At 52.5% G+C, this 22,975-nt stretch carries 17 protein-coding genes and 1 pseudogene; 10 read left to right on the forward strand and 8 right to left on the reverse strand.

What is annotated here, in order from left to right:
* Positions 1-28: 28 nt before the first annotated feature.
* Together H2P46_RS04975 and ydgT are read right to left on the reverse strand one after the other, a co-directional pair.
* A complete protein-coding gene (locus H2P46_RS04975) occupies positions 29-472 on the reverse strand; it encodes a DUF2569 domain-containing protein (protein ID WP_193404093.1) in 444 nt (147 codons plus the stop codon).
* 107 nt (positions 473-579) lie between these two features.
* A complete protein-coding gene (gene ydgT, locus H2P46_RS04980) occupies positions 580-795 on the reverse strand; it encodes a transcription modulator YdgT (RefSeq protein WP_193404364.1) in 216 nt (71 codons plus the stop codon).
* A 703-nt stretch (positions 796-1,498) separates the two neighbouring features.
* Between ydgT and ytfQ the strand changes: the two genes are divergently transcribed.
* The 4 genes from ytfQ to yjfF are packed head-to-tail and all read left to right on the forward strand — an operon-like array spanning position 1,499 to position 6,023.
* Positions 1,499-2,455 carry a galactofuranose ABC transporter, galactofuranose-binding protein YtfQ gene (gene ytfQ, locus H2P46_RS04985; RefSeq protein ID WP_193404094.1) on the forward strand — a complete coding sequence of 319 codons (957 nt, stop codon included), beginning with the start codon at positions 1,499-1,501 and terminating at the stop codon, positions 2,453-2,455.
* Between the two features lie 55 nt (positions 2,456-2,510).
* Positions 2,511-4,031, forward strand: coding sequence for a sugar ABC transporter ATP-binding protein (locus tag H2P46_RS04990; RefSeq protein ID WP_193404095.1), 1,521 nt, complete (start codon positions 2,511-2,513; stop codon positions 4,029-4,031).
* Positions 4,024-5,040 (forward strand): galactofuranose ABC transporter, ATP-binding protein YtfT, encoded by a 1,017-nt coding sequence (gene ytfT / locus H2P46_RS04995; RefSeq protein WP_193404096.1) that lies wholly within the window; start codon positions 4,024-4,026, stop codon positions 5,038-5,040. The genes H2P46_RS04990 and ytfT overlap by 8 nt, the downstream gene beginning before the upstream one ends.
* Positions 5,037-6,023 (forward strand): galactofuranose ABC transporter, permease protein YjfF, encoded by a 987-nt coding sequence (gene yjfF / locus H2P46_RS05000; RefSeq protein WP_193404097.1) that lies wholly within the window; start codon positions 5,037-5,039, stop codon positions 6,021-6,023. Before ytfT ends, yjfF begins: the two co-directional genes overlap by 4 nt.
* Before the next feature lie 453 nt (positions 6,024-6,476).
* Here the strand turns inward: yjfF and araA are convergent, their stop codons facing one another.
* Complete coding sequence (gene araA, locus H2P46_RS05005) at positions 6,477-7,979, reverse strand: L-arabinose isomerase (protein WP_193404098.1); 1,503 nt, start codon at positions 7,977-7,979, stop codon at positions 6,477-6,479.
* Positions 7,980-7,991: 12 nt separating this feature from the next.
* A complete protein-coding gene (locus tag H2P46_RS05010) occupies positions 7,992-9,671 on the reverse strand; it encodes a ribulokinase (protein ID WP_193404099.1) in 1,680 nt (559 codons plus the stop codon).
* Between the two features lie 366 nt (positions 9,672-10,037).
* Between H2P46_RS05010 and H2P46_RS05015 the strand changes: the two genes are divergently transcribed.
* The 5 genes from H2P46_RS05015 (at position 10,038) to H2P46_RS05035 (ending at position 15,829) form a co-directional block, all read left to right on the forward strand.
* Positions 10,038-11,021, forward strand: a complete 984-nt coding sequence (locus H2P46_RS05015) for an arabinose ABC transporter substrate-binding protein (RefSeq protein ID WP_193404100.1) — start codon at positions 10,038-10,040, stop codon at positions 11,019-11,021.
* Positions 11,022-11,203: 182 nt separating this feature from the next.
* Positions 11,204-12,724 (forward strand): L-arabinose ABC transporter ATP-binding protein AraG, encoded by a 1,521-nt coding sequence (araG, locus tag H2P46_RS05020; RefSeq protein ID WP_193404101.1) that lies wholly within the window; start codon positions 11,204-11,206, stop codon positions 12,722-12,724.
* Between the two features lie 13 nt (positions 12,725-12,737).
* Positions 12,738-13,724, forward strand: a complete 987-nt coding sequence (araH, locus tag H2P46_RS05025) for an L-arabinose ABC transporter permease AraH (RefSeq protein ID WP_193404102.1) — start codon at positions 12,738-12,740, stop codon at positions 13,722-13,724.
* Between the two features lie 68 nt (positions 13,725-13,792).
* Entirely contained in the window at positions 13,793-14,710 is a 918-nt protein-coding gene (gene araC / locus H2P46_RS05030; protein WP_193404103.1) for an arabinose operon transcriptional regulator AraC, read from the forward strand.
* A 78-nt stretch (positions 14,711-14,788) separates the two neighbouring features.
* Entirely contained in the window at positions 14,789-15,829 is a 1,041-nt protein-coding gene (locus H2P46_RS05035) for an oxidoreductase (protein WP_193404104.1), read from the forward strand.
* A gap of 46 nt (positions 15,830-15,875) precedes the next feature.
* Here H2P46_RS05035 and add read toward each other — a convergent pair.
* From add to manA, 3 genes and pseudogenes are all read right to left on the reverse strand, one after another.
* Positions 15,876-16,857 (reverse strand): annotated as a pseudogene (add, locus tag H2P46_RS05040) (adenosine deaminase).
* A gap of 552 nt (positions 16,858-17,409) precedes the next feature.
* Positions 17,410-18,909 carry a YdgA family protein gene (locus H2P46_RS05045; protein ID WP_193404105.1) on the reverse strand — a complete coding sequence of 500 codons (1,500 nt, stop codon included), beginning with the start codon at positions 18,907-18,909 and terminating at the stop codon, positions 17,410-17,412.
* Between the two features lie 133 nt (positions 18,910-19,042).
* Positions 19,043-20,218, reverse strand: coding sequence for a mannose-6-phosphate isomerase (gene manA, locus H2P46_RS05050; RefSeq protein WP_193404106.1), 1,176 nt, complete (start codon positions 20,216-20,218; stop codon positions 19,043-19,045).
* Between the two features lie 188 nt (positions 20,219-20,406).
* Here manA and fumC point away from each other — a divergent pair, with 188 nt between their 5' ends.
* Positions 20,407-21,804 carry a class II fumarate hydratase gene (gene fumC, locus H2P46_RS05055; RefSeq protein WP_193404107.1) on the forward strand — a complete coding sequence of 466 codons (1,398 nt, stop codon included), beginning with the start codon at positions 20,407-20,409 and terminating at the stop codon, positions 21,802-21,804.
* A 50-nt stretch (positions 21,805-21,854) separates the two neighbouring features.
* Here fumC and tus read toward each other — a convergent pair whose 3' ends face one another.
* The gene (tus, locus tag H2P46_RS05060) at positions 21,855-22,784 is read right to left on the reverse strand and encodes a DNA replication terminus site-binding protein (RefSeq protein ID WP_193404108.1); all 930 of its coding nucleotides are present in this window, start codon (positions 22,782-22,784) and stop codon (positions 21,855-21,857) included.
* Positions 22,785-22,975: the final 191 nt, after the last annotated feature.

Raw genomic sequence — 22,975 nt, forward strand, 5'->3', positions numbered from 1 at the left:
GAATTAAATTCCCGACGATTCTCACCGCTTACGGCTGGGTGAACGTGGCTTTTACACGTTGAGAACGTTTGAAATAGGGAGCAAAAACGGCAGCAGCCAGTAACGAAAGCAGTAAAGTTTGCAGTGCTTTGGCATCTGAAACCGGCGTAAAGGCAAAAGTTTTAATCGCCAGCAAAACCGTAACCAGCAACCACAAGATATAATGGCGGGGCAAACGGTATGAGCGCTTAAAGAATATCCAGCAAATCCACAGGCTATAAAGCCAGGTCGCAGCAGCGGTGAGCAAAGAAATTCCCCATTGGAGTAATAAGGTACTGCCGTGGGAAAACAGCGTAACGCGCCATTGCGGATTAAACAGTGGTGTAAGATACATTGCCGTTACCAGCGCTGTGGTCAATAGAGTCATAATCAACCAGGCCAGTGGCAGCAGTAACCAGCCACCAATACGCGGCGCAGCAACCTGTTCATTCATAGCAGATGTTCCTGTTTCAGGGGAGGAAAGCGGAGCAGAATAGCATGTCCAAACGGGGGATGCCCGACATGGACAAGGGGATGAATAAAAAGAGGGAGGGAGGGCGTCTAAACCACGTAATGCCAGACTGTTTTCGGCACACAACCTAAATCATATAAACGTCCGCCAGAAGCGAGTTCAGCGCGACGGTGATCGGCGGCGCGGTACATATTGATAATATCCTTGTCATCGGTAAGCGAATAATTGAGATGATCGTAAAGTTTTTCCAGGCTCTCAAGGTTATTCACTTTGCGAAATTTAAGCAGGTAATCGTGCGCAGTCATCATTGCCATAGCAGTCGAAGATACAAAGGAGTGCTCAGTATAGGGAGCAACCTTTGCCTGTCCAGATCCGATGCGGAAAAAAAGCGTAAAATCAGACTTTCTTACAGCATGTGTCGCGAAAACTGCTTTTTTTTAAACTTTAATGGATGATGAATTGAATTCTTTATCACATTTATGCAGGACAGCGACCGCTATCACGGCCTGAACGCCTGAATAAAAACCGGCCGAATTAATCAGCACATGTCGTTTTTTATGCATTTATGCGCATTTTCTGCCGCTATTGCCTGATGTTAAAGCGTCATTTCGACCGTTAACGGTCGCGTAAAATCTGTCGCTCTGCGGATCATGCTCACAAGATTTAGGGCAAGGTCTGTATCGCCAGATATGACTTTGTGCGGATAATCACAAAATCAATTAATTATCCGCCCACGCTGTAAATAACCATTCTGTACGCATCTCTGTAATCGCTTCCAGTGAATTATCGCATAAGCGGTTCTGTTTATTACAATTATTTAACCAGTGCCAGATAAAAACTCAGTAAATTTATCCATAGCCTCTTGTAAAATAAATGCCAGTTACGTTGCGTAACCCCTTTAAATTGCTCTGTTTTGTGACGTTCGTCGCCATTATCGCTGACGTTTTAGTCCAGGCTGAATAAGCTCTTTACCCTACAAAGCAAACGCCCTTCAGAGGAATAAAAATTATGTGGAAACGTTTACTTCTGACCACGCTGGTTAGCGCCGCGTTGACTGGTCCGGTGCTGGCGGCAAACATGACGGTTGGCTTCTCGCAGGTAGGTTCCGAATCCGGCTGGCGCGCAGCGGAAACCAATGTCGCGAAAAGTGAAGCACAGAAACGCGGTATCACGTTGAAAATCGCGGATGGTCAACAGAAACAAGAGAACCAAATCAAAGCGGTACGCTCTTTTATCGCTCAGGGCGTTGACGCCATTTTTATCGCACCTGTGGTACAGACCGGATGGGAACCGGTATTAGAAGAAGCTAAAGATGCCGAAATCCCGGTATTCCTGCTGGACCGCGCCATTGTTGTTAAAGATAAATCGCTCTATATGGCGGTAGTGACGGCAGATAACGTACTGGAAGGCAAGCTGATTGGCGACTGGCTGGTGAAAACCGTTGGCAACAAGCAGTGCAACGTGGTGGAACTGCAAGGCACGGTAGGCGCCAGCGTAGCGATTGATCGTAAAAAAGGCTTTGCCGAAGCGATTAACGGCCATCAAAACATCAAAGTTATTCGCTCTCAGTCTGGCGACTTTACCCGCAGCAAAGGGAAAGAGGTGATGGAGAGCTTTATCAAAGCGGAAAATAACGGCAAAAACATTTGCATGGTTTATGCACACAACGACGACATGGCTATCGGCGCGATTCAGGCTATCAAAGAGGCCGGTCTGAAGCCGGGGAAAGACATTCTGACCGGCTCTATTGACGGCGTGCCGGACATCTATAAAGCCATGCTGGCGGGGGAAGCCAATGCCAACGTAGAGCTAACCCCGAACATGGCTGGCCCGGCTTTTGATGCGCTGGAAAAATTCAAAAAAGATGGCACAAAACCGCCAAAAATTATCAAAACTGAATCGGAATTGTACTTACCCGCTGACGCGCAAGCGCAGTTGCAGACAAAAAAAGGCATGGGTTACTGACTCGAAGACCGCCCTTCAGGGCGGTTTTTTCGTGACGTGAGGCGGAGTTAGCCGGATGACCACACACAATGAAGATTCGCTGTTAACCATCAGCGGTGTCAGCAAAGAATTTCCTGGCGTAAAGGCGCTGGATAATGTCTCTTTCAGCATTCGCAAAGGCGAAATTATGGCATTGCTGGGGGAAAACGGTGCGGGTAAATCCACCCTTATCAAAGTGCTGACCGGCGTTTACACCCGCGATGCTGGCACCATTACCTTAAACGGCCATGCCGTCTCGCCACATAATACCGCCGATGCGCAGGCGATGGGCATTGGTACTGTCTATCAGGAAGTGAACCTGTTACCTAGCATGTCGGTGGCCGACAATCTCTTTATTGGGCGCGAACCCCGTCGTTTCGGCATAATCGATCGCAAGCGTATGGTCCGCAATGCCGATGCACTGATGCGCAATTACGGCTTCGCGCTGGATGTAACGCGCCCGCTTGGTCATTACTCGGTGGCGATGCAGCAAATTATTGCTATTTGCCGCGCTGTCGATCTTTCCGCGCAGGTATTGATCCTTGATGAGCCCACCGCCAGCCTTGATGCCAGCGAAGTGGACCTGCTGTTTAGCCTGATGGCGCAGCTGAAAGCCAAAGGGATGAGCCTGATTTTTGTTACGCACTTTCTCGATCAGGTTTATCGCATCACCGATCGTATCACCGTGTTACGTAACGGGCAGTTTATCGCAACGCGTGAAACCGCGTCGCTGCCACAGATTGAACTGATTAAGTTGATGTTAGGTCGGGAATTACTGGAAACCGCCTTGCAGCGTCAGGGCAGTACCTTGCGCAGCGATCAGCCCGTGGTTTCTTTCGAAGATTATGGCAAAAAAGGCACTATTGAGCCGTTCAACTTGCACGTGCGGCCCGGTGAAGTGGTTGGCCTGGCGGGCTTGTTAGGTTCAGGTCGTACAGAAACCGCTGAAGTTTTGTTTGGTATCCGCCGGGCCGATCGCGGTAAGGCCACGCTGAAAGGCAAAGTGCAACATATTCGCACGCCCGCCAAAGCCTCGCGACTGGGCATGGGTTTTTGCCCGGAGGATCGTAAAACAGACGGCATCATCGGCGCGGCTTCGGTCCGTGAAAATATTATCCTGGCCTTACAGGCGCAGCGCGGCTGGTTGAGACCGATCAAAAAGCGTGAGCAGCAGGCGATTGCCGAGCGCTTTATTAAAAGCCTGAGCATCCGTACGCCACATGCCGATCAGCCGGTTGAACTGTTATCCGGTGGCAACCAGCAAAAGGTATTGCTGTCGCGCTGGCTGGTGACCAGGCCGCAGTTTTTGATCCTCGACGAACCCACGCGCGGCATTGACGTGGGCGCTCATGCTGAAATCATTCGCTTAATCGAATCGTTGTGCGCGGATGGGCTTGCGCTGCTGGTTATCTCCTCTGAACTCGAAGAGCTGGTGAGTTATGCCGACCGCGTATTAATCATGCGCGACCTGAAGCAGGTGGCAGAAATCCCGCTGGAGCAGCTTTCGGTGGCATCAATTGTTAACGCCATTGCTAACGGAGGAGCACAACATGCTTGAATCCCATATGACACCTGAAAAATCGAACCGGCGTAAGCTGAAGCTACCGCCGGGTATGCCACAAATTGCTGCGCTCATTCTGGTCCTGCTGGTGGATAGTCTGGTCGCGAATAACTTTTTTGCCGTGCACCTGCAGGATGGCCGTCTGTTTGGTAGCCCGATTGATATTCTTAATCGCGCCGCGCCGGTGGCGTTGCTGGCGACCGGTATGACACTGGTGATTGCCACTGGCGGTATTGATTTATCCGTTGGCGCGGTCATGGCGATTGCCGGGGCTACAGCCGCGACCTTAACGGTCGCCGGTCACAGTTTGCTGTTTATTATCCTCGCCACGCTGGGCACCGGTTTGTTATGTGGATTATGGAATGGCGTGCTGGTGGCGCTCTTGCGTATTCAACCCTTTGTTGCCACCCTGATTTTGATGGTTGCCGGGCGCGGTATTGCGCAGTTAATTACCCAGGGCCAGATTGTCACTTTCAATAGCGACAGCTTAGGCTGGTTTGGTAATGGTTCGTTGTGGATGTTGCCAGTGCCGGTATGGATTACCGTGGTTGTGGCGCTGCTGGTATGGCTGCTGACACGCAAAACTGCGCTCGGCCTGTTTATCGAAGCGGTAGGAATTAACCTGCGTGCCGCACGAAACGCGGGCGTGACGGGCTGGCTGGTGGTGATGACTACCTATATGGTCAGCGGCATTTGTGCTGCGGTTGCCGGTTTAATTGTCGCGGCCGATATTCGTGGTGCCGATGCCAATAATGCCGGTTTGTGGCTGGAGCTGGACGCAATTCTGGCGGTGGTTATTGGCGGCGCTTCGTTGATGGGCGGACGGTTCAATTTAGTGCTGTCGCTGATTGGCGCGTTGATCATTCAGTCAATGAATACCGGTATTTTGCTCTCCGGCTTTCAACCTGAACTGAATCAGGTCGTGAAAGCCGTGGTGGTGATGTGCGTGCTGTTACTGCAATCGCCGCGCTTTATTGCAATGTTTAAGCGGAGGCGTCCATCATGATTAAACGTCATCTTCCTTTGATGATCACTTTGCTGGTGTTTATCGCTGGCTACCTGTTCTGCCTGAGCCAGTTTCCCGGCTTCGCTTCAACGCGAGTGATTTGCAATATCCTGACCGACAACGCTTTCCTCGGCATTATTGCTGTCGGCATGACGTTTGTGATTTTGTCTGGTGGCATCGATTTATCCGTTGGCGCGGTGATCGCGTTTACCGGCGTGTTTCTGGCGCGCGTGATTGGCGATCTCCATGTGAATCCTCTGCTGGCGTTCGCGCTGATCCTGGCGCTGGGTGCGCTGTTCGGCGCGATGATGGGCTGGCTGATTGATGTGCTGAAAATCCCGGCATTTATCATCACCCTGGCGGGTATGTTTTTTCTGCGCGGTTGTAGTTATCTGGTATCGGAAAATTCTATTCCTATTGATCATCCGTTTTACAGCATGCTTTCCAGTCTCGCCTGGAAGGTGCCAGGCGGGGGGCGGCTGAGTTTGCTGGCCGTCATTATGCTGGTTGTGGTTGTCGGTGGGATTATTCTCGCGCACCGGACACGTTTTGGTAATCAGGTTTATGCCATTGGCGGCAGCCTGACCTCGGCTCAGTTAATGGGGATTTCGACCCGTGCGACCACCATCAAAATCTATATGCTCTCCACTATGTTAGCGACGCTGGCAGGGATAGTCTTTTCAATTTATACCTCGGCGGGTTACGCGCTGGCGGGTCTGGGCGTGGAGCTGGACGCCATTGCGTCGGTTGTCATTGGCGGAACGTTGCTGTCCCGCGGCGTTGGCACCGTATTAGGCACACTGTTTGGCGTATTGATTCAGGGATTAATTCAAACCTGGATCAACTTTGACGGCACACTGAGTTCGTGGTGGACCAAAATCGCCATCGGCATTCTGCTGTTTGCTTTTATTGCTCTGCAACGCTTATTAACGGTGATGTGGGATCGTCAGCAGAACGCGCCGGTTAAGCGCTTAAGTTCGTAAATCTCTGGCGGCTCGTTAGCGCCGCGTTTTTCATTCAGTCTTATCAGGCTATTGCCGGATCAACGAAATCATGCCTCCTTTGCTCCCCAGCCTGCTTTCAGCAGGCTGGGCTTCATATTGCCCGGCAGCGGTACGTGAAGCCCGCAAAATGGCAAAGCAGGTAAGGTTGCAGATAAGAAACACTGAGTAAACCGAAGGGATGGCATCTGAGGGCGTGTTAAAAACTTGCCTGACGGCTGTTAACAAGCGGGGGAGCCTAAACGCTCCCCCTGGCGACCCGGCAGAAGGTTGCTCTCTGCCTCTCTTTTTACTGTATCTTTTTACTGAAAAACAGTGCGCTGGCCGGAAAGATGCCTGTCAGGATTCACCGCGTTTTTACGAAACTGCCCATCATTTATGACGGGACAGCACCGTTTTTAAACCTGACGAATCCGTGCATCATTACACAATAAGTCAACGTGTTATCCGGTAATAAGCTTCATTCCAGCGCAGCGCATCTTTAAAGGCGGGTAGCTGCGTATGTTCATCAATGACTAACACCTCAGTGTCGTTCATTTCGCCGTACAGATACATATCATCAAGGCTCAACGCCTGACTGAACACGGTATGATGCGCGCCACCAGCCAGAATCCAGGCTTCTGATGCGGTCGCCAGCGAAGGCTGGGCACGCCACAGCGCACGTGCCACCGGTAATTTCGGCAAGGGCTGCGGCTGTTCAATGGCATCCACCACGTTCACCAGCAAACGGAAGCGATCGCCCATATCAATCACGCTGGCGTTAATCGCACGGCCTGCGGGCGTTGAGAAAATCATCCGCGCCGGATCGGCTTTATCGCCGATACCGAGGAACTGCACGTCAATCAGCGGTTTTTCTTCAATGGCGATGGAAGGACAGACTTCCAGCATATGGGAACCCAGCACCAAATCGTTGCCCGGCGAGAAATGATAGGTGTAATCCTCCATAAAGGAAGTGCCGCCTGGGCGATCGCCCGCTAACACTTTGAAAATACGCAGCAGCGCGGCGGTTTTCCAGTCGCCTTCGCCAGCAAACCCATAACCTTGCCCCATCAAACGCTGAACGGCCAGGCCCGGCAGTTGTTTCATGCCGTGCAGTGTCTGGAAGTTGGTTGAAAAGGCGTGGCAATCTTCGGCTTCAAGGAAGCGTTTCAGGCCCAGCTCGATCCGTGCGGCATCCAGCACGTTTTGCCGTTTTTCGCCGCCTACTGCCGCCACGTCAGTAAAGCGATACTGACTTTCATACTCATCAATCAGTGCATTAACGTCGCCATCGCTGACGCTGTTGATCACCTCAACCAAATCGCCCACGCCCCAGCCGTTAACTGAATAACCAAACTGGATTTGTGCCGCGACTTTATCCCCTTCGGTAACCGCAACTTCACGCATATTGTCACCAAAACGCGCAACTTTAAGTTGCTGGCTGGCCTGTTTCGCGATTGCGGCGCGCATCCAGTTGCCGATGCGCTGCTGGCTCTGTTGATCCTGCCAGTGACCGGTTACTACGCTATGTTGCAGCCCCATGCGTGCACCAATAAAACCGAATTCGCGGCCGCCGTGCGCGGTCTGATTCAGGTTCATAAAATCCATGTCCATACTGTTCCACGGGATCTCAGCGTTGAACTGCGTATGGAACTGCAACAGCGGTTTGTTTAGCACGCTCAGACCACCGATCCACATCCTGGCGGGAGAAAAAGTGTGCAACCAGGTAATGATGCCGACACATTTGGGGTCGTGATTCGCGTCGCGACACAGCGCCAGCGCTTCATCTGGTGATTTCACCAGCGGCCTGAGCTCCAGACGCAGGGGTAACGCTGCATGCTGATTCAGGCCCTCGACCACTTGCTGTGCATGCTGTTCTACCTGACGTAACGTTTCCGCTCCGTAAAGGTGTTGTGTACCAATCACAAACCACACGCTGTGTGTGTTGAACTGTTCCATAAAATGTCTCCATTATTGAGCGGAAGCGGGACGTGGGGCGTAATGCGGTTCTGCCGTCACGCACCATTGTTGATAGCGTTGATAGAGTTGCTGATAGCGTGCGACACGCACCGGGTCGGGTTGCAAAGTGACGGCAATCGGGCTGGCCATCACGCGTTGAGCCTCGGGAACGCTGGCATAAACACCGGCGGCGACGGCGGCAAAAATCGCTGCGCCCAGCGCACAGCATTCGTCAGAGGCGACGATGTCTAACGGGCGATTCATCACATCGCAGCAGGCTTGCATGATAGCGGGGGACTTACGCGCAATGCCGCCAAGCGTCAGGATGTTTTCCACCGGGATCTGCTGCTGCTCGAAACACTCCATAATGGCGCGCGCACCAAAAGCGGTGGCGGCGATCAGCCCACCGAACAGCGCGGGCGCGTCGGTGCCAAGATTAAGATCGGCGATCACCCCTTTCAGTCGCTGATTCGCGTTAGGCGTGCGGCGGCCGTTGAACCAGTCCAGCACCACGGGCAGGTGATCCAGGTGCGGATCGGTGGCCCAGGCGTCGGTCAGATTTTTAATCAGCCCTTTTTGCAAGTCTGCCAGCTGTGGTTTCAGTTCAGGATGCTGTTCTGCTGCCAGCTTTAACGGCCAGCCAAGCAGGCGACTAAACCAGGCGTAAATATCGCCGAAGGCAGATTGCCCGGCTTCACAGCCAATCGCGCCCGGCATCACGCTGCCGTCAACCTGACCACAAATGCCTTTGATTGCGCGATCGCCTACCTTTTCGCTGTCTGCGATCAGGATGTCACAGGTGGATGTACCGATGACTTTCACTAAGGTATAGGGTTTGGCACCGCCGCCGACTGCGCCCATATGGCAATCAAACGCGCCGCCAGAAATCGTCACCCGTTGCGTTAAACCCAGGCGCTGTGCCCACGCCGCACTGAGCGTGCCAACCGGAATATCCGCCGTCCAGGTCTGTTTAAATAGGGGCGAATCAAGCTGCTGCGTCAGCAACGGGTCAAGTGCATTAAGGAAATCTGTGTCTGGTAAGCCACTCCAGTCGCTATGCCATAACGCTTTATGACCGGCGGCACAGCGACCCCGGCGCAGTTGCGCCGGGGCGGTGGTCGCGCTGAGCAGCGCAGGCACCCAGTCGCACAATTCGACCCAGGAAACAGCCGCGTCGCGTACTGCCGCATCTTCACGGGATATATGAAGGATCTTGGCCCAAAACCATTCAGAGGAGTAAATTCCGCCAATATAACGGCTGTAATCCGGGAAGCGTCCGCTGCGACAAAGTTGGTTGATCTCTTCGGCTTCTTCTATGGCCGTGTGATCTTTCCACAGCACAAACATCGCGTTGGGGTTATCGGCAAATTCAGGGCGCAGCGCTAAAACGTTGCCGTCACGATCGACAGGGGCAGGGGTTGAGCCGGTGGTATCCACACCAATCCCGACGACGGCGGCGCGTTGTTCTTCACTCAGCGCATTTAGCACGCCAAGCATCGCTTGTTCCATAGCGTCAATATAATCCTGCGGATGGTGACGAAAGCGGTTGGCATGCGGATCGCTGTAAAGACCTTGCTGCCAGCGCGAATAGCTCACTACCGCGCTTTCAAGCTCTTTGCCACTCTGACAATCCACCGCCAGCGCACGTACCGAATCACTGCCAAAATCCAGTCCGAGGGTGATGGCGCGCATCGGGTATCTCCTGTTGTGTGTGAGTGCTCCTATCCTGGAATTGGCGTGCGTGAAGGGTTAGTCATCGCTGGCTGAGAATATGCACTTTTATGCCGTCAGCAGTGATTTTGTGATCCATTGCAAAAGTTACAACTCGGTTAAATTTGCTAAATATATGGACCAATTTGTCGTGATTGTGAGTTGTGATACCGCTCTACATTTTTCTTCTTCATTCCAGCTAAAACTAGCGCAGCGTTTGAACAGGCATGGCTTATCGTGCTTTCTAACGTACTGATTTACATCTGACCCTAAAAAAGAAATTTGATTGGTAACGTTTACACCGATTCGTTATTAACAGCGATAAAACAACTAGCGCCGGAGAGCATCATGCATAAATTCACTAAAGCGTTCGCAGCCATTGGGCTGGCAGCGGTTATGTCACAATCCGCTATCGCCGAGACCATGAAGCTCGGCTTTTTAGTCAAGCAGCCGGAAGAACCCTGGTTTCAGACCGAGTGGAAGTTCGCCGATAAAGCGGGCAAGGATCTGGGCTTTGAAGTGATCAAAATTGCCGTCCCCGATGGTGAAAAAACCCTTAACGCTATCGACAGCCTGGCGGCCAACGGCGCGAAAGGTTTCGTTATCTGTACGCCCGATCCCAAACTTGGCTCTGCCATTGTGGCGAAGGCGCGCGGTTACGACTTAAAGGTCATTGCTGTCGATGATCAGTTCGTTACCGCTAAAGGTAAGCCGATGGAAACCGTGCCATTAGTGATGATGGCCGCCACGAAAATCGGCGAGCGTCAGGGCCAGGAGTTGTATAAGGAGATGCAAAAACGTGGCTGGGACGTGAAAACCACGGGCGTTATGGCGATTACCGCGAATGAGCTGGATACGGCGCGTCGTCGCACCAGTGGTTCCATGGCAGCGCTCAAAGCGGCGGGCTTCCCGGCAGGTCAAATCTATCAGGTGCCGACTAAATCCAACGACATCCCAGGCGCGTTTGATGCGGGTAATTCGCTGCTGGTACAGCATCCCGAGGTGAAGCACTGGCTGGTTATCGGCATGAACGACAACACCGTGTTGGGTGGCGTGCGTGCGACTGAAGGTCAGAACTTTAAAGCCGCTGATGTGATTGGCATTGGTATTAATGGCGTGGATGCGATCAGCGAATTGTCGAAAGACAAAGCCACCGGGTTCTACGGCTCGCTGCTGCCAAGCCCAGATGTGCACGGTTATAAGAGCAGCCAGATGCTCTACAACTGGGTAAGCAAAGGGGAAGAACCGCCAAAATTCACCGAAGTCACTGACGTCGTGCTGATCACCCGCGATAACTTCAAAACTGAGCTGGCGAAGAAAGGGTTGATGTAAACCCGCAGAGCGTGCCGATGTTCATTGCGACAACGGCATTTTAATGACGTATAGCCAAAATAGTTCGGACCGCATGAAAGTGGCGAACGCGTGATCGCAGCAACGTCCTTCAGTCAGTTACTGAAGTCAACGCACGCAGCCTCTCTATCGGCGGGCCGAAACAGGAAGGATAAGGAGCTTCCATGAACACTGATAAAGCCTTTCTGTCGTTTCATGGCATCAGTAAAACGTTTCCCGGCGTAAAAGCGTTGCAGGACATCTCGTTTGACTGTCACAGCGGCCAGGTGCATGCGTTGATGGGGGAAAATGGCGCCGGCAAATCGACGCTGTTAAAGATCCTCAGCGGCAGCTACCAGCCGAGCGGCGGAGGAATTCGTATCAACGGCCAACCGGTCAACTTCCAGCACACCACGGATGCGCTTGATGCAGGCGTGGCAATTATCTATCAGGAACTGCATCTGATCCCTGAAATGAGCGTGGCGGAGAACATCTTTCTCGGTCAGATTCCGCACAAGCGCGGCCTGGTGAATCGCAAACTGCTGCGGCACGAAGCCAGTTTGCAGCTTAAAAAGCTCGGTATAGATATTGATCCTGATATGCCGCTGAAATATCTGTCGCTTGGGCAATGGCAAATGGTGGAAATTGCCAAGGCGCTGACACGCGATGCCCATATTATCGCCTTTGATGAGCCAACGAGTTCGCTGTCGGCACGTGAAATCGACAATCTGTTTCGCGTCATCCGTCAGCTGCGTGCGGAAGGCCGCGTGGTGCTGTATGTGTCACACCGGATGGAAGAAATTTTCGCCCTGAGCGATGCCATCACGGTATTCAAAGATGGCCGTTACGTCCGCACCTTTACCGATATGGCAACCACTGAGCATGACGACCTGGTGCAGGCGATGGTGGGGCGCAATCTGGGGGATATTTACGGCTATACACCGCGTGCCAAAGGTGCGGTGCGCCTGACGCTGGACAACGTTGAAGCGAAGGGGGTGCGCACCCCGATCTCCCTGAATGTGCATGCGGGTGAGATCGTTGGCTTGTTTGGCTTAGTGGGCGCAGGGCGCAGCGAGCTACTTAAAGGGCTGTTTGGCGCGACACGACTGCGTGCTGGTCAGGTTTTGCTGGATGGCAAACCGTTAACGCTACGGGAACCGATTGATGCCATTCGCGCAGGCATCATGCTGTGCCCGGAAGATCGTAAAGCGGAGGGCATTATTCCGGTGCACTCGGTGCGTGACAATATCAATATTAGCGCGCGACGCCATAACCTGACGGCGGGATGCCTGATCAAAAATGGCTGGGAAGCGAAAAATGCTGACAGCCATATTCGTTCCCTGAATATCAAAACCCCCGGCGCCGAACAGCTAATCATGAACCTTTCCGGCGGTAATCAGCAAAAGGCCATTTTAGGCCGCTGGTTATCGGAAGAGATGAAAGTGATCCTGCTCGACGAGCCGACGCGTGGCATCGATATAGGGGCTAAGCACGAAATCTATAACCTGATTTATCAGCTGGCAAACAGAGGCATTGCCGTGCTGTTTGCTTCCAGTGATTTACCGGAAGTGATGGGCCTTGCCGATCGTATCGTGGTGATGCGAGAAGGGGCGATTGCCGGTGAATTACTGCATGACGACGCCACGGAGCAGCAAACGCTGAGCCTGGCGATGCCAAAAACTACTCAAGCGGCCGCCGTGGCCTGACAGGAGATCAATCATGGCTTCATCCACGACATCCAATACGCCGCCGCCAACATCACGCAGTGGGCTGCAGTTTGGTCGCATCTGGGACAATTTCGGCATGCTGGTAGTGTTTGCGCTGCTGTTTGTTGCCTGTGCAGTTTTCGTGCCGAACTTTGGTTCGTTCATCAATATGAAAGGGCTTGGGCTGGCGATGTCCATGTCCGGCATGGTGGCCTGTGGCATGCTGTTCTGCCTGGCGTCAGGCGATTTTGACCTGTCGGTCGCGTCAGTGATTGCCTGCGCGGGCGTGGTCACCGCTGTGGTGATCAATATGACCGAAAGCCTGTGGATTGGCGTGGCGGCAGGCCTGGTGCTGGGCATGCTGACCGGGTTTATCAATGGCTTTGTTATCGCCCGACTGAAAATTAATGCGCTGATAACCACGCTGGCGACCATGCAAATCGTGCGTGGCCTGGCCTATATCTTTTCCGACGGTAAAGCCGTGGGCATTGAGGATGAACGTTTCTTTGCGTTGGGTTTCACCAACTGGCTGGGGGTGCCGGCGCCGATCTGGCTCACCATCGCCACCATGGCGATTTTTGGTTTCCTGCTGAATAAAACCACGTTTGGCCGCAACACGTTAGCGATTGGCGGTAATGAAGAAGCTGCGCGATTAGCCGGTGTGCCGGTGGTGCGTACCCGCATTATCATCTTTATCCTGTCCGGGTTAGTCTCGGCGGCGGCGGGTATCATACTGGCGTCGCGTATGACCAGTGGACAGCCAATGACCTCGCTGGGCTATGAGCTGGTCGTCATCTCCGCCTGCGTATTAGGCGGCGTGTCATTAAAGGGCGGCATTGGCAAAATCTCCTATGTCGTTGCTGGCGTTTTGATTCTCGGCACCGTTGAAAATGCGATGAATTTATTGAATATCTCGCCATTCTCACAGTATGTCGTGCGCGGTTTGATACTGTTAGCAGCGGTAATTTTTGACCGCTACAAACAAAAGCATAAAGCCTGATTAAGTCGCAGTAACCACGCGGACGTCGGCGTCCGCGTTTGATCAAACATCGACAGAGTGAGGATATTATGTATCACCGTGAATTAGCTGCGGAACAACACAATCCCCTGTTGCCGGGTTACGCGTTTAATGCCTGGCTGGTGGCGGGGTTAACGCCCATTACTGCTGAAGGCCCGCTGGATTTCTTTATCGATCGTCCGCACGGCATGAAAGGCTACATTCTGAATCTGACCATCAAAGGAAAAGGGCGGGTATTTGATGGCGAAAGGGCGTTCGATTGTGAGCCGGGTGAGATGCTGTTGTTTCAGCCAAAAACGGCGCATTATTATGGCCGTTCACCGGAAAGCCCGCAATGGTTTCACCGCTGGGTCTATTTTCGCCCGCGCGCTTACTGGAATGACTGGCTGCAATGGCAGGATGAGAAAGAGGGCGTCGGGCGGCTGCAGCTACCGGAATCGTTACGCGGTGAATTTGATCGCCTGTTTGCCAGCATTGAACAAACGCACACGTCGGGGCGGCGCTTTGCCGAAGAGCTGGCGATGAATTTGCTTGAACGCCTGTTATTACGGGCAGTGGAAGAAGATCCGCGTAGCCACCAGCAGGTGCGTGATCCGCGGGTGATTGAAGCTTGCCAGTACGTCACAAACCATTTAGCCAGCGAAGTGAAAATTGAGGATGTGGCCCGTCATGTTTGTCTGTCGCCATCGCGCCTGGCGCATCTGTTTCGCGAACAAATGGGTGTCAATTTGCTGCGCTGGCGTGAAGATCAACGCGTTATCCGTGCCAAACTGCTGCTGCAAACCACGCAGGAACCGATTGCCACCATCGGACGTGAAGTGGGTTACGACGATCAACTCTATTTCTCACGCGTATTCCGTAAACGGGTTGGCATCAGCCCCAGTGATTTCCGTCGACGCAATCTGGATGTACCTGACAGTCTGGCGGCGCAAACGGCCTGGCCAGCGACACGACGTGCTATCTCCTGATTTTTAGGGAAATTCCACCTTGTTCTGGCCGGGTTAATGGTCTTAAATCAATCGGATTAGCGAACAAGAGGAATAAAGATGAGCGATAAACTTCGTGTTGGTCTGATAGGTTATGGCTTTGCCAGTAAAACGTTCCATGCACCGCTGATTGCGGGTACCCCTGACGTCGAGCTGGCGGCGATTTCCAGCAGTGACGCCAGCAAAGTTCACGCCGACTGGCCATCCGTCCAGGTTGCGACTGATCCTCAGGCGCTACTGGACGATCCTACGCTGCAACTGATAGTGATCCCCACCCCTAATGACACCCATTTTCCGTTGGCGAAGGCAGCGCTTAATGCCGGTAAACATGTGGTGGTTGATAAGCCGTTTACCGTGACGTTGTCACAAGCGCGCGAGCTGGATGCGCTGGCGAAAGCAAAAGGGTTACTGCTTTCTGTATTCCATAATCGCCGCTGGGATAGCGATTTTCTGACGTTAAAACAGCTGCTGTCGGATGGCACGCTGGGCGAAGTACGCTATCTGGAATCGCATTATGACCGTTTCCGCCTGGAGGTTCGTCAGCGCTGGCGTGAAATGAAAGGCGCAGGCAGCGGTATCTGGTACGATTTAGGCCCGCATTTACTGGATCAAACATTACAGCTGTTTGGTTCGCCGGTTGCTATCAATGTGGATCTGGCTGAAATGCGCCCAGGTGCGCAAACTACCGATTACTTCCATGCCACGCTGACCTACCCGCAGCGCCGTGTGGTGCTGCACGGCAGCATGCTGGCGGCCGCAGAATCTCCCCGTTATGTGGTACATGGCACCGCAGGTAGCTATGTGAAATACGGCCTTGATCCGCAGGAAGATCGGCTGAAAGCAGGCGATTTTCCGCCAAAAGAAGACTGGGGATATGACATGCGCGACGGCACGCTGACGCTGGCTGAAGGTGACAGCATGACGGAAAAACCCCTGATGACGCAGCCAGGCAATTATCCGGCTTACTACGCGGCAGTACGTGACGCGATTAACGGACGGGGCAGCAATCCGGTGACAGCGGAAGAGGCGATTCAGGTAATGGAGCTGATCGAGCTCGGCCTGCAATCAGCTGAAAAGCGCCAGACAATGTCGCTGAAATAACAAGCTTAAGCAAACGGGCCTGAATGGCCCGTTTTTTTACCTGCCATTACTGTACTTTTGCCCTGATCGCGGCTTTTTCATCCTCGCTCAAAAAGGCGATGGTTAGCCTGACGCATTTGCGCCTGACTCAGCCCCGCAGCTGGCGCGGCATGCTCATATTCATACCCCAGCTCAATGCCCTGAACCGCCGGGTCGTCGGTGTTAATGGTGGCCAGGATGCCATGCTCAAGGAAGGTTTTCAGTGGATGCTGCGCCAGTGATGGCACGGTGCTGGTCTGGATATTGGAGGTCAGACAGGATTCAATGCCAATGCGGTGCCCGGCAAGGAAATCCATTAGTGCGCGATCTTCCATCGCCTTGACGCCATGGCCGATGCGCTCAGCGCCCAGTTCGCGAATGGCTTGCCAGATACTTTCCGGACCAGCGGCTTCTCCGGCATGCACCGTGACGCGGAAACCCGCATCACGTGCCCGGTTAAAGTGGCTGAGAAATTCGCTGCCAGGAAAACCAGCCTCGTCGCCTGCTAAATCTACCGCTGTGATATGGTCGCGATGCGCCAGCAAGCCATCAAGTTCATTCAGGCAAGCTTCTTCACCAAAGGTGCGGCTCATAATGCCAATCAAACGCACCTCAATATCGTACTGCTGACAGCCTGCTTTGATGCCATCAATGACCGCCTCAACGACACCGGCAATGGGCAGATTGTGGTGCATCGCCATGTAGCCAGGAGAGAAACGCAGTTCAGCATAGTGGATACCGGCGCGCGCGGCATCTTCAACATTTTCCATGGCGACACGTCGGCAGGCATTCAGATCACCTAAGACTTTTACGCCCCAGTCCAGTTTTTGTAAAAAGCTGACCAGGTCCGGCTGGCTTTGTGTGACCTGTACGTGTGGGCGCAGCAAATATAAGGTGTCAGCAGGCAGGGTAAAATTAAACTGGCGGCCTAAATCGAGAATAGTTTGTGCACGAATGTTGCCGTCAAGATGACGATGAATATCAGTGAGGGGGATCTTTGAATCAATCATGGTGCACTCGCTTAGTTGTCGGTATGCGTTGGCGGGGAGTGCAGAGTAGTATAAAAACAACGTACGCAACTGTGCCAGTGGTTTGCGCAACAACCGTTTCAGATGCTGCTTAATTGTGCGGAAAAAGGCGCCGCTTCTGTCTGGACGCTTACCCGGTTTACGATCGGATAACCGCGCGTTGACGCGACATGCCATTTTCCAGTTGCATTTACCTGCTGCCGTGGCGAGTCACTGTTTCGATAAAATCAAACATGGTCGCTTTAAGTGACAACGTCATATTTAGGCGTGAGCGTTCGCCGCTGACTGGTTGAATGGTGGCTTAACCGCGCCTTTAAGAAAGTTTGCTGCAAGATCGCGCTGTAAAAGGCAGACACCTTGCCCGGCGTGATCGCTCAGGGGAGAAAACATTGCCCGAACGCGGGCGCTTAAACAGGGGTTGCGATGTTTTATCGTTTCACTTTAGCGTATTGAATAAAAATGCCGACCTATGGCGGGGTCGGCACTGTTCGCTTTTGGCACTGTTTACCTGTAGCGGGAGGTAAACCGAAAACGCTATTGCGGCATCCCATCACTGGTTGGCATACCCAGCATATAGCGTGACATAAATTGCTCAAGCGTCATCTTATTGCCATTCATGTTCACCTGGCCCCTGGCGTATTGCAGCGTGGTAACAATATTATCGTCTTGCTGCTGGGTCAGACGGAACATCTGGCCCATTGCCGCCAGGCCTTTAACCTGCTGGTCAGCCAGTTTTTGTGCATCTTCAGCCTGATAACCTTCTGCCAAACCAACATGGCGCATCGTTTCAGTCGCCATCGGCATATTAATAATTAATTTGCCATCCAGCGTTTTCAGAATCCGATCAATCATTGTGCTCAGACTTTGTGGTTCACCGCTCACGGTAGCCGGATCGTTAAAGTTAGCGGTCAGATTAAATGTGCTTTCGCCTTTATCATTTTTCCAGCTCAGCGGCGCAATGCTGATGGAAGGCGAGCCTTTCAGCAAGGTAGGTAAGTTGTTCAGCAAAATAGTATGAACGCCAGCCTGGTAGCGGATAGGATCGTCCGCCAGCCCCTGTTGATTTAGCAGGTCCTGCAACTGCGCGTTGTAATTATCGGAGAAGGTTTTCACCGCCTGCGCATCAAACTGTGACAGCTTCATCTTTAATGTCGCCTGGCCGAAATCCTGTTGCTGCAACTGAACGCTAGCGACGTGATAATCGATATTGCCGCCAATTTTGCCGGAATGATTATCAAAGGAGGAGGTGCCTTTCAGCTTCAGCAGGGTCAGGGCGTCCTGACCATTGATGCTTGCGTTGACTTTTTCGACGTCAATCGCTTGATCACCGATACGCACGCCTTCAGGGCTGAGATGAGTTTTGCCGCTGACGTTTAAGTTATTCAGCGTGAACAAGACCGGCTGGCCCATTTCATTTTTGCTGGTCAATGCCACGCTGCCAATATCACTGTCCAGCGACACGCTATCGCCTTTGCTGTCAATGCTGACGTTCAGCACGCCGCCATTGGTAGCCGCACGTTCTCCGCTTTGCACATTTTGATAATCGATCGGTAAAACTTTCAGCGCGGTATCGGTTGCACCGCTGTAGCCAATGCGCGTTTCAGCATTGATCAGCGAGTGATTATTGGTCAGTTCAAACAGTTTCTTCACCGCATTGGTATTCGCCAGTTCGGTATGAACTGACGCCATGCTGGGGATCAGATTGCCATGCTTCAGCTGGGCAAACGGAAAAGGGCCGTGGCTGATCTTTTCATTAAAGACGATACTTTGGCCGGGCTTCAACAGCGAATTATCTTCCGTCTGCGAGGTTGCCTGGATCACCAGTTTTGTCTGGCTGCTAAACACGCCGCGTTGATAATCCTGATAGCTAATCTTCAGTCGGCTGTTTGGTGCGTAAGCGTTCAGCTGGGTATTGGCGTTTTGCACCAGCTGATCCATGTGCGTTTCCAGTTGCTTGCCGGTGAACCAGGCTGCGCCAGTCCAGATTACGCCCAAGGCTACAATTACACCCACGGCAACGTTAGTCTTTTTCATTACTGAGTCGTCCTTATCCTTGAGTCCGCCTACGCCGCTTATCGTATCCGGCGAGTGAAGAAAAAACACCCGCAGGTGTTTTTTAGCTAATAGATTGAAATAATAGCAGTTACGCGCGAGAACGTCAGCCGCATCACGGTAAGTCGTTGAACACGCGTGCCAGACGGCCCGTTCCGGCGACGGTAATCGGGGCCTCATTCGCAGCAACAAAGCATGACTCACCCGGACGCAGCGTTAACTGCTGTGAGCCTCTGGCAATAATCGCCTGGCCTTCAATGCAAAACAGCAGGGCAGCGCTTTCCTGGCTCACCGATTGCGGCTCAGCATTCAGGGTATGAATAGCGAAAGCAAAATCATCAACCGGAATGGGGAAGCGCAGCTCATTACCCTGTTGTTCGGGCTGCGTCAGTAACTGATCCGCCGGTTTCTCGACAAATTTAACGTTCGCCGTCAGTACAGGAATATCGATGTATTTAGGCGTTAAACCGGCACGCAATACGTTATCCGAATTGGCCATCACTTCCAGCGCTACGCCTTTTAAGTAGGCATGCGGCGTTTCGGCAAACAGGAACATCGCTTCGCCTGGCTGCAACGTAATCACGTTAAGCAGCAAAGGGGAAAACAAACCGCTGTCGTCAGGATAACTGGCTGCAATGTTTTTGACCGTCTGCCACGGTTCACCTTCATTCGTGTTCAGGGCCGATTTCAATACGCCGAGCGCCAGTGATTTGGCTTCATCTTTCAGCGACAGCAGCGTGAGGAACAGTTTCGCCAGATTATCCTGATCAGGATGTTGCAGAAAGTGGGCAATTTGCGGATGCGCCCCGGCAACCGGCTCCAGTAAGGAAACGATCTCCGAACAGGTACGAAAACCGTTCATCGCCTGAAAAGGGGTTAACGCATACACCAGCTCGGGCTTGTGATTAGCATCTTTATAATTGCGTTCGGCAGCGTTGAGCGGAATTGACGCGGCGTTTTCCCGTGAATAACCCTCTTCGGCTGCGCTTTTGCTGGGATGAACCTGAATAGAGAGCGGCTGATCTGCACACAATACTTTGAATAAGAAAGGCAATTCACCAAAGCGTTGCGCAACGGCGGCACCAAGGACGGAAGCAGGATTAGCCGCAATTATATCGCGTAAAGAGCGGGTTTTACCCTGGTCGTCCAGGGTTGAAGGACTTTTAGGATGCGCGCCCATCCACATCTCGGCCATCGGTAAACCTTTGGGGTTGGCAATGCCATACAGCTCCGTTAAGGCCGTTTTGCTGCCCCATGCATAATTTTGCAGCGAATTGTTCAGTTTATACATTATTTGCCCTTATTCACGGGAAGTTAATGTGCTTATTAAAGCAGAAAGTATTAATGAAAATACATATCAAGTGCAATAAGGATGGCAGGCTTGCATAATGTTAAATTATTGTATGTAAGAATCTCGCCCGCCCAGATGAATTCGTCGGGCGTTTCAATCCCAAAACCTGTGCTAAAGGAGAAGTAGTCATGGCAGCCAATCGCATTGAAAAAGATTCAATGGGGCCCATCGATGTACCGGCAGATAAGTTATGGGGCGCGCAAACACAGCGCTCGCTGGAACATTTTCGTATTTCTACTGAAAAAATGCCGACAGCGCTGGTACATGCGCTGGCATTGACTAAACGCGCTGCTGCCAGCGTTAACCGTGATTTAGGTTTACTCCCGGCCGAGCGGGCAGACGCGATCGTTAACGCAGCGGACGAAGTCCTTGCTGATAAACACAGCGAAGAGTTCCCGTTGGCCATCTGGCAGACCGGTTCCGGTACGCAGACCAACATGAACATGAATGAAGTGCTGGCAAATCGCGCCAATGAAATTCTTGGCGGCGAACGCGGCATGTCGCGCTTAGTGCATCCGAACGATGATGTAAATAAAAGCCAAAGTTCGAATGATGTATTCCCAACCGCCATGCACGTGGCTGCGGTTATTGCTCTGCGCGAACAGCTGATACCGCAGATTCATGTCCTGAAGAAGACCCTGAGCGAGAAGTCAGAAGCCTTTAAAGACATCGTGAAAATCGGCCGAACCCATCTACAAGACGCGACGCCGTTGACGCTGGGTCAGGAAATTTCCGGCTGGGTGGCAATGCTGGAGCACAACCTTAAGCACATCGAACACAGTATTCCGCACGTAGCCGAGCTGGCGCTGGGCGGCACCGCAGTTGGCACCGGTTTAAATACCCATCCTGAATATGCGGTTCGCGTAGCAAAAGCCCTGGCCGAATTAACCCAACAGCCCTTTGTCACCGCGCCAAATAAATTCGAAGCGCTGGCAACCTGTGATGCCTTAGTCCATGCACACGGTGCGTTGAAGGGGCTGGCCGCATCCTTAATGAAAATCGCCAACGACGTGCGCTGGTTATCTTCAGGCCCGCGTTGCGGCATCGGCGAAATTGCGATCCCGGAAAACGAGCCGGGTAGCTCCATCATGCCGGGCAAGGTCAATCCAACACAGTGTGAAGCCATGACCATGTTGTGCTGCCAGGTGATGGGCAACGACGTGGCGATTAATATGGGAGGAGCTTCAGGTAACTTTGAACTAAATGTGTTCCGTCCGATGGTGATCCATAACTTCCTGCAATCGATACGCCTGCTGGCAGATGGCATGGACAGCTTTAATCACCATTGTGCAGTCGGTATTGAACCTGTGCACGAACGTATCGAGCAGTTACTGAATGAATCACTGATGCTGGTTACGGCTTTGAACACCCATATCGGTTACGACAAAGCGGCGGAAATTGCCAAAAAGGCCCATAAAGAGGGGCTGACGCTAAAAGGTTCGGCGCTGAAACTGGGTTATCTGACCGAGGAGCAGTTTGACGAATGGGTCCGTCCTGAAGAGATGGTCGGCAGCATGAAGCAATAAGTCATTCGTCACAACGAGGCCAGCTTATATTAGCTGGCCTTTTTACTGTGCTACACCGGCGAATCGACCCAAAGATGCAGGCGCGGAATCAGCAGATAAAGCGGTTCAGCGGCAGGTTTATGGCGATAAGTGATGTTATCGGCGTCATAATTAAGCAGTTCGCCCAGCAGCGGAACCTGGGTACGGTCACGACATAACACCAAAATCGGCGAAGGGCAGGCAAGCTGCGTTTGCTTTTTTTCATCGGCGCGCCAGACGCGGGCAATCGGCTGTACTTTTACGGGGCGCTTAATTTTCAAACGTGCCGATGCAGGCAGTGCCCGCACACTTTCTAACTCTTCCTGCACTTTCTGCGCCCACTGCTCACGTGACCAGGGCGCTTGCGAGCGTCCAGCCTTCAGGCTTTTCTCCAGTTTTGCCATGATCTCTTCGCGCGTCACATTTTTGATGATGTGTTTGTTAGCCCAGCCAAAACGCAGGCTGTCCGGTGCCTGTAGCAAAGTAATGGTACGGTAAGCGTTTAGCGTGATTAGGCCACGTAAGTGCTGATGGACAAATTCAAAGCGCGCTTCACTGGGTAAGCCCGAATCCACGGTGATTAGTTTCTCCAGCTGGGCTTTTAATTGATTAATCTCATCGATTTGCAGCGTGATTTGCTGTTGCCTTGCATCGTCACATTCAATGCAAATCGCGCCAGGCAAACGTACTGCCGCTTTGGTGCTGAGCTTTTCAGACTGATGCTGCATAAACAGGCGGCAGTAATGGTTCAGCGCCATTTCACGCGCCGTTTCACCGAGATGTTGCTCAACGGCTATCTGGGTGATGGCGTCATGTTCGCGGCCTTTTTCAACTGGCGGCAAGCTAAACACGCGCGCAATCAGCAGCGGTTGGGATTCAGTCATCTGCCTTAAGGAAGCGAGCGCCCGTTCTAAATCGTTTATGCACTGGTGTAAATCAGCCACTAAATCGTAACGCGACATAATTTTTCTCCTTAATTACAACATCCATAATGTGGCAGAAGAAAAACAGAGGCGCAAGCGTGGTTATAGTTACAACATACTTTTAGTGATCAACCAAAATCAGGCCCGCGGTTTTGCAAAGCAGAACAAAAGGACGGCCTCACGACTGGCAACGTTTTTCCTTGTCTCATAACGTGTTATAAAAATGCTTT

The sequence above is a fragment of the Mixta mediterraneensis genome (assembly GCF_014946725.1).
In the GTDB taxonomy this organism is placed as follows: domain Bacteria; phylum Pseudomonadota; class Gammaproteobacteria; order Enterobacterales; family Enterobacteriaceae; genus Pantoea; species Pantoea mediterraneensis.

Bases quoted from the DNA above. Each gene is read 5' to 3' on its own strand.
- H2P46_RS04975 (WP_193404093.1), bottom strand. From the start codon at position 472: ATGAATGAACAGGTTGCTGCGCCGCGTATTGGTGGCTGGTTACTGCTG.
- ydgT (WP_193404364.1), bottom strand. From the start codon at position 795: ATGACTGCGCACGATTACCTGCTTAAATTTCGCAAAGTGAATAACCTT.
- ytfQ (WP_193404094.1), top strand. From the start codon at position 1,499: ATGTGGAAACGTTTACTTCTGACCACGCTGGTTAGCGCCGCGTTGACT.
- H2P46_RS04990 (WP_193404095.1), top strand. From the start codon at position 2,511: ATGACCACACACAATGAAGATTCGCTGTTAACCATCAGCGGTGTCAGC.
- ytfT (WP_193404096.1), top strand. From the start codon at position 4,024: ATGCTTGAATCCCATATGACACCTGAAAAATCGAACCGGCGTAAGCTG.
- yjfF (WP_193404097.1), top strand. From the start codon at position 5,037: ATGATTAAACGTCATCTTCCTTTGATGATCACTTTGCTGGTGTTTATC.
- araA (WP_193404098.1), bottom strand. From the start codon at position 7,979: ATGGAACAGTTCAACACACACAGCGTGTGGTTTGTGATTGGTACACAA.
- H2P46_RS05010 (WP_193404099.1), bottom strand. From the start codon at position 9,671: ATGCGCGCCATCACCCTCGGACTGGATTTTGGCAGTGATTCGGTACGT.
- H2P46_RS05015 (WP_193404100.1), top strand. From the start codon at position 10,038: ATGCATAAATTCACTAAAGCGTTCGCAGCCATTGGGCTGGCAGCGGTT.
- araG (WP_193404101.1), top strand. From the start codon at position 11,204: ATGAACACTGATAAAGCCTTTCTGTCGTTTCATGGCATCAGTAAAACG.
- araH (WP_193404102.1), top strand. From the start codon at position 12,738: ATGGCTTCATCCACGACATCCAATACGCCGCCGCCAACATCACGCAGT.
- araC (WP_193404103.1), top strand. From the start codon at position 13,793: ATGTATCACCGTGAATTAGCTGCGGAACAACACAATCCCCTGTTGCCG.
- H2P46_RS05035 (WP_193404104.1), top strand. From the start codon at position 14,789: ATGAGCGATAAACTTCGTGTTGGTCTGATAGGTTATGGCTTTGCCAGT.
- H2P46_RS05045 (WP_193404105.1), bottom strand. From the start codon at position 18,909: ATGAAAAAGACTAACGTTGCCGTGGGTGTAATTGTAGCCTTGGGCGTA.
- manA (WP_193404106.1), bottom strand. From the start codon at position 20,218: ATGTATAAACTGAACAATTCGCTGCAAAATTATGCATGGGGCAGCAAA.
- fumC (WP_193404107.1), top strand. From the start codon at position 20,407: ATGGCAGCCAATCGCATTGAAAAAGATTCAATGGGGCCCATCGATGTA.
- tus (WP_193404108.1), bottom strand. From the start codon at position 22,784: ATGTCGCGTTACGATTTAGTGGCTGATTTACACCAGTGCATAAACGAT.